Source organism: Citrobacter sp. Cf116, from assembly GCF_030336505.1.
Taxonomy (GTDB): domain Bacteria; phylum Pseudomonadota; class Gammaproteobacteria; order Enterobacterales; family Enterobacteriaceae; genus Citrobacter; species Citrobacter freundii.
This window is the reverse complement of the sequence record NZ_JAOWEQ010000034.1, coordinates 459689-477455: the sequence shown is the minus strand read 5'-3', so window position 1 is coordinate 477455 and position 17767 is coordinate 459689. Positions and strand designations below refer to the sequence as shown.

General features: G+C 52.0%; 16 protein-coding genes. 9 read left to right on the top strand and 7 right to left on the bottom strand.

Annotated features, from left to right (window positions below; genetic code table 11):
- Positions 1 to 84 precede the first annotated feature (84 nt).
- The 6 genes from gshB to metK all read right to left on the bottom strand — a co-directional run bounded on the left by gshB (position 85) and on the right by metK (position 6182).
- Positions 85 to 1032 carry a glutathione synthase gene (gene gshB / locus OGV74_RS07665; protein WP_003027083.1) on the bottom strand — a complete coding sequence of 316 codons (948 nt, stop codon included), beginning with the start codon at positions 1030 to 1032 and terminating at the stop codon, positions 85 to 87.
- Between the two features lie 19 nt (positions 1033 to 1051).
- Entirely contained in the window at positions 1052 to 1783 is a 732-nt protein-coding gene (gene rsmE / locus OGV74_RS07660) for a 16S rRNA (uracil(1498)-N(3))-methyltransferase (RefSeq protein WP_003027080.1), read from the bottom strand.
- A 73-nt stretch (positions 1784 to 1856) separates the two neighbouring features.
- On the bottom strand, positions 1857 to 2564 hold the full coding sequence (gene endA, locus OGV74_RS07655) for a deoxyribonuclease I (RefSeq protein WP_016150969.1): 708 nt from the start codon (positions 2562 to 2564) through the stop codon (positions 1857 to 1859).
- Positions 2565 to 2658: 94 nt separating this feature from the next.
- Positions 2659 to 3156, bottom strand: a complete 498-nt coding sequence (locus OGV74_RS07650; protein ID WP_086504560.1) for a SprT family zinc-dependent metalloprotease — start codon at positions 3154 to 3156, stop codon at positions 2659 to 2661.
- Positions 3157 to 3233: 77 nt separating this feature from the next.
- Entirely contained in the window at positions 3234 to 4628 is a 1395-nt protein-coding gene (gene galP, locus OGV74_RS07645; protein WP_003027074.1) for a galactose/proton symporter, read from the bottom strand.
- A 399-nt stretch (positions 4629 to 5027) separates the two neighbouring features.
- Positions 5028 to 6182: a methionine adenosyltransferase gene (gene metK / locus OGV74_RS07640; protein ID WP_003027071.1), complete on the bottom strand. Its 1155-nt coding sequence runs from the start codon at positions 6180 to 6182 to the stop codon at positions 5028 to 5030.
- 418 nt (positions 6183 to 6600) lie between these two features.
- On the opposite strand from metK, the gene yqgG reads away from it, so the two are divergent.
- From yqgG to speB, 4 genes are all read left to right on the top strand, one after another.
- On the top strand, positions 6601 to 6738 hold the full coding sequence (yqgG, locus tag OGV74_RS07635; protein ID WP_269147429.1) for a small protein YqgG: 138 nt from the start codon (positions 6601 to 6603) through the stop codon (positions 6736 to 6738).
- A 91-nt stretch (positions 6739 to 6829) separates the two neighbouring features.
- Positions 6830 to 6961 (top strand): acid stress response protein YqgB, encoded by a 132-nt coding sequence (yqgB, locus tag OGV74_RS07630; RefSeq protein WP_003027062.1) that lies wholly within the window; start codon positions 6830 to 6832, stop codon positions 6959 to 6961.
- Between the two features lie 8 nt (positions 6962 to 6969).
- The gene (speA, locus tag OGV74_RS07625; protein WP_003027059.1) at positions 6970 to 8946 is read left to right on the top strand and encodes a biosynthetic arginine decarboxylase; all 1977 of its coding nucleotides are present in this window, start codon (positions 6970 to 6972) and stop codon (positions 8944 to 8946) included.
- Positions 8947 to 9183: 237 nt separating this feature from the next.
- A complete protein-coding gene (speB, locus tag OGV74_RS07620; RefSeq protein ID WP_003027056.1) occupies positions 9184 to 10104 on the top strand; it encodes an agmatinase in 921 nt (306 codons plus the stop codon).
- Between the two features lie 196 nt (positions 10105 to 10300).
- Here the strand turns inward: speB and loiP are convergent, their stop codons facing one another.
- A complete protein-coding gene (gene loiP, locus OGV74_RS07615) occupies positions 10301 to 11059 on the bottom strand; it encodes a metalloprotease LoiP (RefSeq protein ID WP_003027053.1) in 759 nt (252 codons plus the stop codon).
- A 279-nt stretch (positions 11060 to 11338) separates the two neighbouring features.
- Between loiP and tkt the strand changes: the two genes are divergently transcribed.
- From tkt to glpX, 5 genes are all read left to right on the top strand, one after another.
- Positions 11339 to 13330, top strand: a complete 1992-nt coding sequence (gene tkt / locus OGV74_RS07610; RefSeq protein ID WP_003027049.1) for a transketolase — start codon at positions 11339 to 11341, stop codon at positions 13328 to 13330.
- 314 nt (positions 13331 to 13644) lie between these two features.
- A complete protein-coding gene (cmtB, locus tag OGV74_RS07605; RefSeq protein ID WP_032950059.1) occupies positions 13645 to 14088 on the top strand; it encodes a PTS mannitol transporter subunit IIA in 444 nt (147 codons plus the stop codon).
- Positions 14089 to 14115: 27 nt separating this feature from the next.
- Entirely contained in the window at positions 14116 to 15495 is a 1380-nt protein-coding gene (locus OGV74_RS07600; RefSeq protein ID WP_016150965.1) for a PTS mannitol transporter subunit IIBC, read from the top strand.
- A gap of 24 nt (positions 15496 to 15519) precedes the next feature.
- A complete protein-coding gene (locus tag OGV74_RS07595) occupies positions 15520 to 16797 on the top strand; it encodes a zinc-binding dehydrogenase (protein WP_048218565.1) in 1278 nt (425 codons plus the stop codon).
- Entirely contained in the window at positions 16794 to 17765 is a 972-nt protein-coding gene (gene glpX, locus OGV74_RS07590) for a class II fructose-bisphosphatase (protein WP_016150963.1), read from the top strand. The genes OGV74_RS07595 and glpX overlap by 4 nt, the downstream gene beginning before the upstream one ends.
- The last annotated feature ends 2 nt before the right edge of the window (positions 17766 to 17767 follow it).

Genomic DNA, 17767 nt, shown 5'->3' with positions numbered 1-17767 from the left:
AAAAGCAACAGCGCCCAGTATGCGTACAAACAGGAGCGCTGTCACTATTAGTATCGGTAGGGTCCCTTCTACCGGCGAGTTCTTTTATTTTTGCAGGCGCGCTTCAATAGCATCCATCAGCATACCGGTAATCGAAACCGGGAACTCCGCTTCAATTTCACGAATACAGGTTGGGCTGGTGACGTTAATTTCCGTCAGACGATCGCCAATGATATCCAGACCGACAAAAATCAAACCTTTCGCTTTCAGCGTTGGCCCAATGCGACGGGCAATTTCCCAGTCACTGTCGGTTAATGGACGCGGCTCGCCACGACCACCTGCGGCCAGGTTGCCACGGGTTTCGCCGCCCTGCGGAATACGCGCCAGGCAGTAAGGAACGGGTTCGCCATCGACCACCAGCACGCGTTTATCGCCGTCTTTAATGGCTGGCAGATAGTTCTGCGCCATGCAGTAGCGGGTACCGTGCTCGGTCAGCGTTTCCGCAATAACGCCAAGGTTCGGATCGCCTTCCTTCACGCGGAAAATAGAGGCCCCGCCCATGCCGTCCAGCGGTTTGAGAATGATGTCGCTGTGTTTTTGCCAGAAGGCTTTCAGCTGCGCTTTATTACGCGTGACCAGAGTTTCCGGCGTCAGATCGGCAAACCATGCGGTGAACAACTTTTCGTTGCAGTCGCGCAGGCTCTGCGGTTTGTTGACGATCAGCGTTCCTTTCTCTTCTGCACGTTCCAGAATATAGGTCGCGTAGATGAACTCGGTATCAAACGGCGGATCCTTACGCATCAGAATAACGTCCAGGTCTGCCAGCGGGAGATCCTGTTCGCTCTTGAACTCATACCATTTGTCGTAGTTCTGCTCTACGCTCAGGGTACGCGTATGGGCGCGGGCTTCACCGTTGATCAGATAAAGATCGGCCATCTCCATATAATGAATTTCGTAACCGCGGCGTTGCGCTTCCAGCAGCATAGCGAAACTGGAATCTTTCTTGATGTTGATGCTTGCGATGGGATCCATCACGATGCCGAGCTTGATCATGTTCTTCTCCGTTTATGCCTTAGCCCAGATCGCCAAAACGCACCTGAAGCGCGGTAATGGCGGTGAGCGCAGTTGTCTCAGTACGCAGAACGCGAGGTCCTAACAGAATATCAGTAAACTGATACCGTGCGGTCATGGCAATTTCATCTGCCGACAACCCACCTTCCGGGCCAATCAGCAAGCGGATGCGCTCCACCGGGAGCGGCAGCGTGTTAATGCTGGCGCTGGCGCGAGGATGCAGATTGAGCTTCAGTCCTTCGTCCTGTTCTGCGCACCATGCTTCCAGATCCATTGCCGGGCGAATTTCAGGCACCCGATTACGACCGCACTGTTCGCAGGCGGCAATAGCGATTTTCTGCCACTGCTGGAGCTTCTTGTTCAGGCGTTCATTGTCCAGTTTAACGCCGCAACGCTCAGAAAAAAGTGGCGTAATGAGGCTTACACCCAGTTCAATCGATTTCTGGATAGTAAATTCCATTTTTTCACCGCGCGACATTACCTGGCCCAGGTGGATATGCAACGGTGATTCCCGATCGTCGAGTTCAGCGTTAAGCACCTTCACTTCCACGCTTTTCTTACTGGCATGGGTAATTTCGGCGTCGAATACCTGATTGCTGCCATCAAACAGCTGTAGCGGCTGGCCTGGCCCCATACGTAGTACACGGCCGATATGGTTGGCAGCATCTTCACACAGTGAAATTTGGCTACCGGAAGCGAGTGGCTCTGGGTGATAAATGCGAGGAATGCGCATAGTTAAACATCCGCGTCATGGCCCTGGGCTGCAACAGGCAGGGCATGGTTAAAAATATTGCCGCTAGTGTAGGTTAGCTCTTTTGCGCCTGGCAAGCGCGTTGCACATAGGGGTTATGATTCCCCTGTACCTTCGCGATGCGTTCGTCGCGCTCACACTCCCAGTCGGTGACCGGATACTGCTTATTCCAGGCATTAAAAAGCTGGGTTTGCTGGCGAGAGAGCGTCAGGTTGTATTGGTCGCGCATATAAAAATAGGTACGCGCGATGGCGCCACGGGCGCGGGCAGGCGGCTCGGCAACTTTCTCTTTGAAATCAACCTTCATCGCGCACTGTCCATACTGGCCTTCGCCACCGTTCCACTGGCTGTACATGAAGTTAGCGCGATCGCCATTCACTTCACCTACCGCAGGCTGCAGGTTATGCATATCGCTTTCCATTTTGCGATAGACCGGATCTTTAGCGCAGTTTTTACGCCCTCCGTCCTGCCAGCACTGACGCTGATGACCAAACTGCCAGGCGGGGACAACGTGCTCCCATTCAATTCGACTGGCGCGGTTTTCGTTTTTTCGCACTTTATAGCCGCAGGATTCGAGGTCCACGACCCCTTTTTTGCCTTGCCAGTTAATTTTACAACCGCAGTAGAAATCGCCTGGTGCATCGGCGTTAACTTTGACGCCCGCCGCTTTTGCCTGAGAAAAACTGTTGATGCCTTCGGCTAAAGCCGGGCCTGAAAATGCTGCGGCTAACAAGGCCGCAGCAAAAGAAAAATTACGGTACATCACGAACTCCGTGTCAAAACGAGCCCGCAACGTAGCGAAAGTCATTCCTGTATGCAATCAGTTAGATCAGAAAAGTTACTGATAATTCTGAAGATTATTCTGCAATCAGTAGTTCGCCGCAGTGAACGCAGCGGTAGGTGGCTTCGCCGCGTATCACGCGGTTATGGCGGCGTACGGTCAGTTGGTGTTCCTGACACTTGCAGCGGTAAGTAAAGGTCTTACGCTGCACGGATTGCAGTTCGAACTGATGCGTACGTCGGGCTGGCACGCCCAGCACGCTTTCCATCATCCATTTCCACTCTTTGCCGTGCGGCGGCACGCGGCCAAAGTATTTCCACACCAGTAAATGCGCCAGTTCATGGGGCACCACTTCGTTAACGAACGCGTCAACGTTCTCCATCAGCAGGACGGGATTCAGACGAATTTCGTAGGTTTGTAGCCACGCGGTACCCGCGGCGGTTCCGCGCTGTTGGTAAACCAGCTTTGGCTCCGGGTAATTGCGTTCTAGCTTGAGATTGGCCTGAGCGAGTTTTTCCCGCAGGCTGCGCATAACGGCTTGCTGGATGGCGATAGGGAGACGGGAGGTTTTCATAACGCCAGAGGATAGTGCGACAGGGAAGGGACTGCAAGAGGAAGGCTTCCTCCCGCGGGGGAGGAAGCTTTTCGTGATTAGTCGTGTGCGCCAATTTCGCGCAGTTTACGACCTTTCATCAGGTTACGTTCAATGTGTTCCAGAGAGACATTTTTAGTTTCAGGTATCAACCACAGGGTCAGGAAGATGAACAGGACGTTCAGACCACCGTAGACCCAGAAAGTATTGGCGCTTCCCAGCGAGTTCAGCATCGTCAGGAAGGTTGCACCGACGATCATATTGGCAATCCAGTTGGTTGCGGTAGAGCAGGTGATACCGAAATCGCGGCCTTTCAGCGGTTGGATTTCAGAGCACAGAACCCAAATCAGCGGACCGGCGCTCATGGCAAAGCCAACGATAAACATCAGCAGCATCAGTACAGCGAAGTATTGCGCGGCCGCCGAGTGAATACCCACGTGCATCATCGTACCCAGCACGCCCATACCGACGGCCATGACGATAAAGCCGAGGATCAGCGTAGGCTTGCGGCCCCAACGGTCAACCAGGCCAATGGCGATAAAGGTTGCCAGCACGTTGGTCAGACCGACGATAACAGTCCCCCACATCTGCTCGGTGGTGTTGGTGTAGCCCGCCAGCTCAAAGATTTTCGGTGCGTAATACATAATGACGTTCATCCCGGTGAACTGCTGCATCACCTGTAACAGGACGCCAAGGAATACCGCGCGGCGGAAGTTGCTGTTTTCTTTAAACAGCGCCCAGCCGCTCTGCTTCACCTGCAGACTTTCACGAATTTCATCCAGCTCGCGTTTGGCTTCTGCGCTGGTATCACGCAAACGCAACAGAACACGTTCAGCATCGACAAAACGACGTTTAGCAGCAAACCAGCGTGGGCTGTCCGGCAGGAAGATAACGCCAACCAGCAGCAGCAGGGCAGGGATGATGATCACGCCCAGCATCCAGCGCCATGCGCCGCTGTAGCTAAACGCCGTATCGGAAAGATACGCACCCAAAATACCGATGGTGATCATCAACTGATACATAGAGATCATGCTGCCACGAATTTTTTCCGGGGCAATTTCAGACAGGTAAAGCGGCGCGGTATAAGACGCAACGCCTACCGCAAGGCCGAGCAGCACGCGGGAAACCAACAGCACTTCAACGTTTGGTGCCGCGGCGGAGAACAGTGAACCGGCAACAAACAGGATTGCGCCGATCATCAAACTCTTTTTACGCCCCAGTTTGAAGGAGAGCCAACCGCTGCCGACGGCACCCACGGCAGCACCAAACATCATCGAACTCACCACCCATTCCTGAGTGTGGGGGGTAATTTGGAACTCGTCGGTGATGAACGGTAAAGCTCCGGCAATAACACCGATATCCAGGCCAAAAAGTAATCCAGCCAGGGCTGCAAGAAAGCAGACAAAAAATGTCATGGCTTTGTTGGAACGCCCCGTTTTTTTATTGTCAGGCATGATGCCCTCCGGTTGGGTAGCTAGTTTTGTTGATGTTAAGGGTAGGTGAGTACGGGGTAAAAAAATGCGAATCACATCACATTAGTGTAATCGGTTACACTAGCATTCATGTAAGTTATTGGTTATTTGATTGAAAAATAACGTTATTTATTTCACATGAATAACATTGATTGTCTGGGTTTAAGATAATGCTGAAATATAATGTAACAGTGATGCAATCATAGTAACGAAGAGATGTTGATTCATGTTGGATCGAAATTCTACGATATGTAATCGCTTTCATTTGTTGTTTGCAACAAGGGAGATTAGCGTAGCTTTGGCTATGGGGTATGGAAGAGAAAAGGACATAAAAAAGACCAGCGCGAGGCTGGTCTTCATAAGCGTTGAGCCGTGAGGGAATTACTTCAGACCGGCAGCTTCACGCAGCAGAGCGGCTTTGTCGGTTTTTTCCCATGGGAAATGTTCGCGACCAAAGTGACCGTAAGCAGCGGTTTCTTTGTAAATCGGGTGCAGCAGATCCAGCATCTGAATCAGACCATACGGGCGCAGGTCGAAGAACTCGCGCACCAGCAGGGTCAGTTGCTCAGAAGGCACTTTTTCAGTACCAAACGTTTCCACCATGATAGAGGTCGGTTCAGCCACGCCGATTGCGTAGGAAACCTGAATCTCACAGCGATCAGCCAGACCAGCGGCAACAATGTTTTTCGCGACGTAACGAGCTGCATAGGCTGCGGAACGGTCAACTTTAGACGGATCCTTACCAGAGAATGCACCGCCGCCGTGACGCGCCATGCCGCCGTAGGTATCAACGATGATTTTACGACCTGTCAGTCCACAGTCGCCCATTGGACCGCCGATTACGAAACGACCGGTTGGGTTGATGAAGAACTTGGTCGAAGCAGTCAGCCATTCTGTCGGCAGTACCGGCTTGATGATCTCTTCCATAACGGCTTCTTGCAGCGATTTCTGATCGATGTCTTCAGAGTGCTGAGTCGACAGAACAACCGCATCAATACCGACGATTTTGCCGTCGTCATACTGGAAGGTAACCTGGCTTTTTGCATCCGGACGCAGCCAGGATAAGGTGCCGTTTTTACGCACTTCAGCCTGACGCTGCACCAGACGGTGAGCATAGGTGATCGGGGCTGGCATCAGCACGTCGGTTTCGTTGGTTGCATAACCAAACATCAGACCCTGGTCGCCTGCGCCCTGTTCCAGCGGATCGGCGCGGTCAACACCCTGGTTGATGTCCGGAGACTGTTTACCAATCGCGCTCAGTACCGCACAAGAGTTGGCGTCAAAGCCCATGTCGGAATGCACATAGCCAATTTCGCGAACCGTATTACGGGTGATCTCTTCGATATCAACCCATGCGCTGGTGGTGATCTCACCGCCAACTAAAACCATACCGGTTTTGACGTAGGTTTCGCAGGCAACGCGTGCTTTCGGATCCTGCTCGAGGATTGCGTCCAGTACGGCGTCAGAGATTTGGTCAGCGATTTTGTCAGGATGCCCTTCTGATACGGACTCGGACGTAAAAAGGTGTTTTGCCATATTTAATTTCACCTAAGGAGAATTTGGTTAGCTCAAACTGTCGAGTGGAATAGCCATGTGTAGAAGATTCTACCATGAGTCTGCAGATGACGGACACTGGCAGTCTGAGTGTTAATCGGTATAGATGGATTAACATCTGGACGGCTATTTTAGGACAGTTCTTCGCCTGATTTCCAGCTTTTTTTGATTGAGGTCGCATTGTACTGAAAATGTAACTGGAAATTTTTCCTGACGGTGCTGGCAATGCGCGCATTTATCTTTTGCTTTTTGACTTCCTTATGGGTATAAAACGCGGCGCGCGGCTCATACAAAAGCACACGACGTTTTCATCGTGTTGCCACTTCCAGCCGGGTTAAGACTTTAGCTTTGGCTTGTGGGTTCGTTCCGTAAGGAGCAACCGTGGAGGTGATACGAGATAATGAACCGTTGTATTCTGCTGAATCTGTCGCACCGTTCTGGTGTACATATGTTCCCCGCAATCTGCATCTTGCATACCTGCCGATGTTATACCCATCTCGGCGCTTCTCAGGACTCCAGGGCTGGTAACGGTCACTAAGAACTGAACAAGGGCGCTCTTGGTAAACAAGAGTTTTCTCGTGGTTTCGCCGAACCGTCAGCATTAAGTTCGGTTACGTGTTTACATTGATATGAAAAAGAAACCGGTCGCACAGTCGGAGCGTCAGCACTATCTGCTGCAAATTCTGCCTGTATTTGGGTTGTTATCGCGTCTTCGGATTGCGATAGTAGTCAACTGTTTTACACTTGTTAATAAAATTTGAGGTTCGCTATGTCTGACGACATTTCTTTGGGTTCGCCTTCGTCAGCAGGCGAACACGGTGTACTACGCTCCATGCAGGAGGTTGCAATGAGTTCCCAGGAAGCCAGCAAGATGCTGCGTACTTACAATATTGCCTGGTGGGGTAATAACTACTACGACGTCAATGAACTGGGCCACATTAGCGTGTGCCCGGATCCGGACGTACCCGAAGCGCGCGTTGACCTTGCTGAGTTGGTGAAAGCCCGTGAAGCGCAGGGCCAGCGTCTGCCTGCATTGTTCTGCTTCCCGCAGATCCTGCAACATCGTTTGCGTTCGATTAACGCCGCGTTTAAACGAGCCCGTGAATCTTACGGTTACAACGGTGACTATTTCCTCGTTTACCCGATCAAGGTCAACCAGCATCGTCGCGTGATTGAATCGCTGATCCACTCCGGCGAACCGCTGGGGCTGGAAGCTGGTTCCAAAGCTGAATTGATGGCCGTTCTGGCCCATGCCGGAATGACCCGTAGCGTGATCGTGTGTAACGGTTATAAAGACCGCGAATATATCCGTCTGGCACTGATTGGCGAGAAGATGGGCCATAAGGTCTATCTGGTCATCGAGAAGATGTCTGAAATCGCTATCGTGCTGGATGAAGCTGAACGCCTGAATGTCGTTCCGCGTCTGGGCGTGCGTGCGCGTCTGGCGTCGCAGGGCTCTGGCAAGTGGCAGTCCTCCGGCGGTGAGAAATCAAAATTCGGCCTGGCGGCAAACCAGGTGCTGCAACTGGTAGAAATTCTGCGCGAGCGTGGTCGTCTGGACAGCATCCAGTTGCTGCACTTCCATCTCGGCTCCCAAATGGCGAACATTCGTGATATCGCCACCGGCGTACGTGAGTCGGCGCGTTTCTACGTTGAGCTGCACAAGCTTGGCGTTAATATCCAGTGCTTCGACGTGGGCGGTGGTCTGGGCGTAGATTACGAAGGTACCCGTTCGCAGTCTGACTGTTCTGTAAACTACGGTTTGAACGAATACGCCAACAACATCATCTGGGCTATTGGCGACGCCTGTGAAGAACACGGTCTGCCGCATCCGACGGTAATCACCGAGTCTGGCCGCGCGGTAACCGCGCACCATACCGTGCTGGTATCTAACATTATCGGCGTTGAGCGTAGTGAACACACCGAAGCCACGCCTCCGGCTGACGATGCGCCACGTGCCCTGCAAAGCATGTGGGAAACCTGGCAAGAGATGCATGAACCGGGAACCCGTCGTTCGCTGCGTGAATGGCTGCACGACAGCCAGATGGATCTGCACGATATTCACGTTGGGTACTCTTCAGGCACCTTTAGCCTGCAGGAGCGTGCGTGGGCAGAGCAGCTGTATCTGAACATGTGCCATGAAGTGCAGAAACAACTCGACCCGAGCAACCGTGCGCACCGTCCGATTATCGACGAGCTGCAGGAGCGTATGGCGGATAAGATTTACGTCAACTTCTCACTGTTCCAGTCGATGCCGGATGCGTGGGGGATCGATCAGCTGTTCCCGGTAATGCCGCTGGAAGGGTTGAATCAGGTGCCTGAACGCCGTGCGGTGCTGTTGGATATCACCTGCGACTCTGATGGTGCTATCGACCACTACGTTGACGGTGATGGCATTGCGACCACCATGCCGATGCCGGAATATGACCCTGAGAACCCGCCGATGCTGGGCTTCTTTATGGTGGGTGCGTACCAGGAGATCCTCGGCAACATGCACAACCTGTTTGGTGATACCGAAGCGGTTGACGTGTTCGTCTTCCCTGACGGCAGCGTAGAAGTTGAGCTGTCCGACGAAGGGGATACCGTGGCGGATATGCTGCAATACGTGCAGCTGGATCCGAACACCCTGCTGACGCAGTTCCGTGACCAGGTGAAAAACACCGATCTGGACGCTGAGCTGCAACAGCAGTTCCTCGAAGAGTTTGAAGCCGGTCTGTACGGTTATACTTATCTGGAAGATGAGTAACGATAAATGCCTGGTGGCGCTGCGCTTACCGTTCCTACGAAAGTAGGCCGGATAAGGCGAAGCCGCCATCCGGCAGTCGGAATCCGCGGGGGCAGCATTTGTGGCACTCACTTGAATCCGTACAAAATAACGGCGATAATTTGCCGTAAATATGCAGTTACCAAATCAATCCCTTCCTCGTCGGGCTTAACGACGCGGAGGGGATTTTTTTTCATCGATTTTTAAAGAGGTCAGTACATGAGCACCTTAGGTCATCAATACGACAACTCCCTGGTTTCTAACGCCTTTGGTTTTTTACGTCTGCCGATGAACTTCATGCCGTACGACAGCGACGCCGACTGGGTGATCACCGGTGTACCGTTTGATATGGCAACGTCTGGTCGTGCGGGCGGGCGTCATGGTCCGGCGGCAATCCGTCAGGTGTCCACCAACCTGGCCTGGGAGCACAACCGATTCCCGTGGAACTTCGATATGCGCGAGCGCCTGAACGTGGTGGACTGCGGCGATCTGGTTTATGCGTTCGGGGATGCGCGTGAAATGAGTGAAAAACTGCAGGCGCATGCTGAGAAGCTGCTGTCTGCTGGTAAGCGCATGCTCTCCTTTGGCGGCGACCACTTCGTCACGCTGCCGCTGCTGCGCGCACACGCTAAACACTTTGGTAAAATGGCGCTGGTGCACTTTGATGCTCATACCGACACCTACGCGAACGGCTGCGAATTCGACCACGGTACCATGTTCTACACTGCGCCGAACGAAGGTCTGATCGATCCGAATCACTCTGTGCAGATCGGTATTCGTACCGAGTTTGACAAAGACAACGGCTTTACCGTACTGGATGCGTGCCAGGTTAACGACCGCAGCGTTGATGACATTATCGCTCAGGTTAAGCAGATTGTCGGTGATATGCCGGTATACCTGACTTTTGATATCGACTGTCTGGATCCGGCGTTTGCACCAGGAACCGGTACGCCAGTGATCGGCGGTCTGACTTCCGATCGTGCTATTAAACTGGTACGTGGTCTGAAAGATCTGAACATCGTCGGGATGGATGTTGTTGAAGTGGCTCCGGCCTACGATCAGTCAGAGATCACCGCACTGGCGGCGGCAACGTTAGCATTAGAAATGCTCTATATCCAGGCGGCGAAAAAAGGCGAGTAACGGTTTCGGGCTATTTTACTCGCCATTTTGAACCCGGGCAGTGCTCGCCATCCTCACGTACTACGTGTACGCTCCGGTGGCTGTGCGCTGTCCGGTCTCAAACTGGCTTCGCCAATAACGCCCGATCGCTGGACTAAATTTGTAATTCTGTAGGCCGGATAAGGCGTTCACGCCGCCATCCGGCACTGTTCGAAGATTATTTGATCCCGTCTGCGCTCATGCGATCGCGAATATGTTGCGCACGTTCTGCGGATGCCGGATGATCGTCAAACATTGAGCTTTGACGTCCTGCTTCCAGTTTTGCCAGTTTCTCAAAACTGGTGGCTAAGCCAGCCGGATTGATCCCACGTTTGCGCAACAGATCATACGAGTAATCATCCGCCTCGGATTCCTGACGCTGGGAGAACTGCGAGTTCACCAGTTTCTCGCCAAGATCGCCCAATTGCGATTGCGACAGGCTGCCGACAATACCGCCAGCGGAAGCCGCAGCTGCGCGCACGGCGTTCGTACCCAGCGCAACCTGCATCCCTTTTTTCACGTGACCCAGCGCAACGTGACCCATTTCGTGGCCGATCACCGCTTCGACTTCGTTGTCTGTCATCATATCCATCAGGCCGCTGTATACGCGGATACAGCCGTTCGCCATGGCAAAGGCATTTACATCTTTCGCCATATAGACTTTGTAGTTCACCGGCTGGCCGTTAATGTTATCGCCAAGCGCGGCGGCGATTTTGCCAAGACGCGTTGCATACTCGCTGCCAGCCGGGGCGATGGTAGCTTTGCTGTCCATATCCTTACAGGCCTGATCGCTCAGCGCTTTTACCTGCGCATCGCTCAGACTGTAGGCCTGAAAAGCCTCTGCGCCTGAGGAAAGCAGTCCGTTTGAGTCCATGTTCTGGCAGCCGGTCAATGCCGCCGCCATGCTCGTAGCAAGCAGTAAAGCGCGAATTTTCATTTTTTCTCTTCCGCACAAAGTCAGGATTATTCTAAAAAATGCGTCGTTTGCAGGTGAACCGACGCTCGGCATAAGTATAAAGAAAAGAACAATAAGCGGGCGAGAAGATTGCGCAACTTGCGCGCATGATCCAGAGATTTCTGAAGCGGTAAAAGGATGCTCCATGTACATGACACGCGGCTTGGGTTACATTGTTGGCACTTTTTTCCGGCGTAGCCCAAAACGCGCTGTCGTCAAGTCGTTTAGGGCGTGGCCTTCATTATCCGATCTGGAGTCAAAATGTCCTCACGTAAAGAGCTTGCCAATGCTATTCGTGCGCTGAGCATGGACGCAGTACAGAAAGCCAAATCCGGTCACCCGGGTGCCCCGATGGGTATGGCTGACATTGCCGAAGTCCTGTGGCGTGATTTCCTGAACCACAACCCGACTAACCCGTCCTGGGCTGACCGTGACCGTTTCGTGCTGTCTAACGGCCACGGTTCAATGCTGATTTACAGCCTGCTGCACCTCACCGGCTATGATCTGCCTATGTCCGAGCTGCAGAACTTCCGTCAGCTGCACTCCAAAACGCCGGGTCACCCGGAAGTGGGTTACACCGCGGGTGTTGAAACCACGACCGGTCCTTTGGGTCAGGGCATTGCGAATGCAGTGGGTATGGCTATCGCTGAAAAAACGCTGGCGGCGCAGTTTAACCGTCCTGGTCACGACATCGTTGACCACTTCACCTATGCTTTCATGGGCGACGGCTGCATGATGGAAGGTATCTCTCACGAGGTATGTTCCCTGGCTGGTACGCTGAAACTGGGTAAACTGGTTGCGTTCTACGATGACAACGGCATCTCTATCGATGGCCACGTTGAAGGCTGGTTCACCGATGACACCGCGAAGCGTTTCGAAGCTTACGGCTGGCACGTGATTCGTGGTGTAGATGGTCACGATGCTGACGCGATTAAACGCGCTGTTGAAGAAGCACGCGCAGTGACCGACAAACCGTCCCTGCTGATGTGCAAAACCATCATCGGTTTCGGTTCTCCGAACAAAGCCGGTACCCACGACTCTCACGGTGCACCGCTGGGCGATGCAGAAATCGCACTGACCCGCGAACAGCTGGGCTGGAAATACGCGCCGTTCGAAATCCCGTCTGAAATCTACGCGCAGTGGGATGCGAAAGAAGCCGGCCAGGCAAAAGAAGCCGCATGGAACGAGAAGTTCGCTGCTTATGCCAAAGCTTTCCCGCAGGAAGCTGCTGAATTCACCCGTCGTATGAAAGGTGAAATGCCGTCTGACTTCGACGCGAAAGCCAACGAGTTCATTGCTAAGCTGCAGGCTAATCCGGCGAAAATCGCCAGCCGTAAAGCTTCTCAGAACGCGATTGAAGCCTTCGGTCCTCTGCTGCCTGAATTCCTCGGCGGCTCTGCTGACCTGGCACCGTCTAACCTGACTCTGTGGTCTGGTTCTAAGGCCATCAACGAAGATACTGCCGGTAACTACATCCATTACGGTGTACGTGAATTCGGTATGACCGCTATCGCAAACGGTATTTCCCTACATGGTGGTTTCCTGCCGTACACCTCCACCTTCCTGATGTTCGTGGAATATGCCCGTAACGCGGTGCGTATGGCTGCGCTGATGAAACAGCGTCAGGTGATGGTCTATACTCACGACTCCATCGGTCTGGGTGAAGATGGCCCGACTCACCAGCCGGTAGAGCAGGTTGCTTCTCTGCGTGTGACCCCGAACATGAGCACATGGCGTCCGTGTGACCAGGTTGAATCCGCAGTAGCATGGAAATACGGTGTTGAGCGTCAGGACGGCCCGACCGCGCTGATCCTCTCCCGTCAGAACCTGGCACAGCAGGAACGTACTGCAGAGCAACTGGCGAACATCGCTCGCGGTGGCTACGTGCTGAAAGATTGCGCGGGTCAGCCGGAGTTGATCTTCATCGCCACCGGTTCTGAAGTTGAACTTGCCGTGGCTGCCTGGGACAAACTGACCGCTGAAGGCGTGAAAGCGCGCGTGGTTTCCATGCCGTCTACCGATGCATTCGACAAGCAGGATGCGGCTTACCGTGAATCCGTACTGCCGAAAGCCGTCTCTGCTCGCGTCGCTATCGAAGCTGGCATTGCTGACTACTGGTTCAAATACGTGGGCCTGAACGGCGCTATTGTCGGTATGACTACCTTTGGTGAGTCTGCACCGGCAGAACTGCTGTTTGAAGAATTCGGCTTCACCGTAGACAACGTGGTCGCGAAAGCAAAAGAACTGCTGTAATTTCGATTACAGGTGAAAACGGGTCGCTCAGGCGGCCCGTTTTTAATTTAGCTGAATCTAATTCACATTGCGCAATCAGTAAATTTAGATCTGAATCACAAATATGATATTTAGTATTATTTGGTATTTGCAATGCACATCACACAATTAGTGTTGCTTTTTATTTTCAATGGCTCAATTCATTGTTTTTAAAGACTTCACAAAAAGACATTCCGCGCCATACGTATTTTCCCCCTCGATTGATTTCATTTTGCCGCACGCGTATTTTATTTTTAACGCTAACTCGTACCCTAAAAATAAAATAAGGAAAATGTATGCGGCTGATTGATTACTTTCCCGAATCATCTATCTCAATAAAAGATTCAGCAAAGAACTGGCAGGAAGCAATTGACTTTTCTATGTCATCCTTACTCGCCAATCATTATGTCAATTCAGATTATATTCAGGCGATCAAAGACTCAACGATTAACAATGGCCCTTATTATATTTTAGCGCCTGGTGTCGCCATGCCACACGCTCGTCCGGAATGTGGCGCGTTAAAAACCGGAATGTCATTAACGCTTCTTAAACAGGAAGTGAAATTTGCCGATGATGATGAAGGTATCAGATTATTAATCGGGTTGTCGGCGGCAAATGCTGACTCTCACATTGGCGCTATTCAGGCTTTAAGCGAATTATTATGTGAAGAGGAAGCGCTAAGCGCTTTGTTAGCGGCTAAATCAGAAAAACAGCTGGCGGATATTATCGCCTTTGCATAATTCATCGTTTCCTTTCAGGATAATATTATGGAAAACAAGTCTGCTCGTGCCAAAGTCCAGGCTTTTGGTGGTTTTTTGACTGCAATGGTCATTCCCAATATCGGTGCCTTTATTGCCTGGGGTTTTATAACCGCATTGTTTATTCCTACCGGTTGGATGCCGAATGAGCATTTCGCCAAAATTGTCGGTCCGATGATTACCTATTTACTGCCTGTCATGATTGGCTCCACAGGGGGACATCTGGTTGGCGGGAAACGTGGCGCGGTAATGGGAGGCATTGGTTCTATTGGCGTTATTGTGGGCGCGGATATCCCGATGTTCCTTGGCGCGATGGTGATGGGACCACTTGGCGGCTGGGTGATTAAGCATATCGACCGCCTGCTGGAAAAACGCATCCCCGCTGGTTTCGAGATGGTTATCAATAACTTCTCCCTGGGTATTGCGGGAATGCTCTTATGTTTGCTGGGATTTGAAGTCATTGGCCCGGCGGTTCTCATTGCCAATAACTTTGTGAAAGAGTGTATTGAAGCGTTGGTTCATGCGGGTTATCTGCCGTTGCTATCCGTAATCAATGAACCCGCGAAAATCCTCTTTCTGAATAATGCTATCGATCAGGGCGTCTATTATCCGCTGGGAATGCAACAAGCTTCTGAAACGGGAAAATCGATTTTCTTCATGGTGGCATCTAACCCAGGGCCGGGGTTAGGCCTGTTACTCGGCTTTGCCATTTTCGGTAAAGGGATGAGTAAAAAATCCGCGCCAGGTGCCATGATTATCCACTTCCTCGGTGGTATTCATGAGCTGTATTTCCCGTATGTGCTGATGAAGCCTTTAACCCTGATTGCGATGATTGCCGGGGGAATGACCGGGACGTGGGTATTCCACCTGCTGGACGGTGGGTTGGTTGCAGGACCGAGCCCAGGATCAATATTCGCCTATCTGGCATTAACGCCAAAAGGATCTTTCCTCGCGACCATTGCAGGCGTTACAGCGGGAACAATTGTTACTTTTGTGATTACATCTGTAATCCTGAAAATGGAAAAGAGCGTAGAAACAGAAAGTGAGGATGACTTTGCTGAATCAGCCAGAACCGTCAAAGCGATGAAGCAGGAAGGTAAATTCTCTTATAAAAATATTAAACGCGTCGCTTTTGTCTGTGATGCGGGAATGGGTTCCAGTGCGATGGGGGCAACCACGTTTCGTAAGCGTCTGGAGAAAGCGGGATTAAATATTAACGTCACGCACTATGCTATCGAAAACGTTCCACAAGATGCCGATATTATTGTCACCCATGCCAGTCTTGAAGGTCGTGTTAAACGAGTGAGTGAAAAGCCATTAGTACTTATTAAGAACTATATTGGTGATCCACTGTTGGATGATTTATTTAAACGCATTACTGCGAACTAACCTTCTTCTATTTTGGGAGTAAGTATGAAAACGAAAGTGGCTGCCATATATGGCAAGCAGGATATTCGTATCCGCGAATTTGATCTGCCTGAAATTACAGATAACGAATTGTTAGTAAGCGTAATATCCGATAGCGTTTGTTTGTCCACCTGGAAAGCGGCGGCATTGGGGAGCGATCATAAACGCGTGCCGGACGATTTGGAAAATCATCCGGTCATTACCGGACATGAATGTGCAGGTATAATTGTTGAGGTGGGAAAAAACCTTACGGATAAATATAAGAAAGGTCAGCGTTTTGTGTTGCAACCCGCGATGGGATTGCCAAGTGGATATTCCGCGGGATACAGCTACGAATATTTTGGCGGTAATGCGACATATATGATTATCCCGGAAGTGGCGATTAATCTGGGATGCGTTCTACCTTACCACGGCTCTTATTTTGCCGCCGCCTCATTGGCAGAACCGATGTGCTGCATTATTGGCGCGTATAACGCGAATTTTCACACCACGCCTTACGTCTATGAGCATCGCATGGGGATTAAGCCGGGGGGAAGCATTGCGCTTCTGGCCTGCGCCGGGCCGATGGGTATCGGCGCAATAGATTATGCCATTAACGGCAGTATTCAGCCGTCACGCGTGGTGGTGGTCGACATTGACGAAGCACGACTGACGCAGGCTAAAAAATTGTTGCCGGTTGAGCTCGCGGCAGAAAAAGGGATTGAACTTATCTATGTGAATACCTTCGGTATGGACTCCCCGACCGCGATGCTGCGCGCCCTTACTAATGACGCAGGTTTTGATGATGTCTTTGTGTATGCGGCAGTGCCAGCCGTCATTGAAATGGCTGACGATTTACTCGCGGAAGATGGTTGCCTGAATTTCTTTGCCGGTCCGACGGACAGCAACTTTAAAGTGCCGTTTAATTTTTATAACGTGCACTACAACAGCACTCACGTGGTCGGGACCTCCGGTGGATCAACGGATGATATGAAAGAGGCTATTGCACTGAGTGCAACCGGACAGCTACAGCCGTCGTTTATGGTGACGCACATTGGCGGCCTTGATGCGGTTCCGGAAACCGTATTGAATTTACCGGCAATTCCTGGCGGTAAGAAGCTGATTTATAACGGCGTTACCATGCCGCTAACCGCCATTGCTGATTTTGCCGAGAAAGGGAAAACTGACCCATTATTCAAAGAGTTGGCGCTGCTGGTGGAGGAAACGCACGGCATCTGGAACGAAAAGGCAGAAAAATACCTGCTGGCACACTTCGGCGTTGATATCGGGGAGGCGGCGATATGATGTCGCTGGCATGGCCGCTATTTCGTATCACGGAGCAGGCTGCGCTGGCAGCCTGGCCGCAAACCGGGTGCGGCGATAAAAACAAGATTGATGGTCTGGCCGTGACGGCAATGCGCGAAGCATTGAACAGTATTGCCATCCGCGGACGAATCGTCATTGGCGAAGGGGAGATTGATCAAGCCCCGATGCTGTGGATTGGTGAGGAAGTGGGAACCGGCGCCGGACCAGAGGTCGATATCGCTGTCGATCCTATTGAAGGTACGCGAATGGTGGCGATGGGGCAATGCAATGCGCTGGCCGTCATGGCGTTTGCCCCTCGCGGCAGTTTGTTACACGCCCCTGATATGTACATGAAAAAACTGGTTGTTAATCGGTATGCAAAAGGGGCGATTAATCTGGCGCTGCCGTTGGCAGACAATCTGCGCAATGTGGCTGAGGCACTGGGCAAACCGCTGGAGCGACTGCGGATGGTGACGCTGGATAAACCGCGTCTTCAACCGGCGATTGCCGAAGCGACACGGCTTGGGGTCAAAGTCTTTGCGCTGCCCGATGGTGATGTGGCCGCCAGCGTGCTGGCCTGTATGCAGGAAAATCCCTATGACCTGATGTACACCATTGGCGGGGCACCTGAAGGGGTTATTTCAGCTTGCGCAGTTAAAGCGCTGGGGGGCGACATGCAGGCTGAACTGATTGATTTTTGCGCGGCGAAAGGTGATAGCGCAGATAATCGTCTGATTGCGGCACAGGAACGTCAGCGCTGCAGGGAAATGGGCGTTGAGATCAACCGTATCTATGCGCTCGACGAACTGGTAGGGGGAAATAAGATCCTCTTCAGCGCGACGGGGGTTACGGGCGGCGATCTTGTGAAAGGGATCCAACAGGTTGCGAATGGTGTGCGCACGCAAACTTTACTGATCGGCGGCGCGGATCGAACGTGTAATATAATAGACTCTCTGCATTCATGGTGATT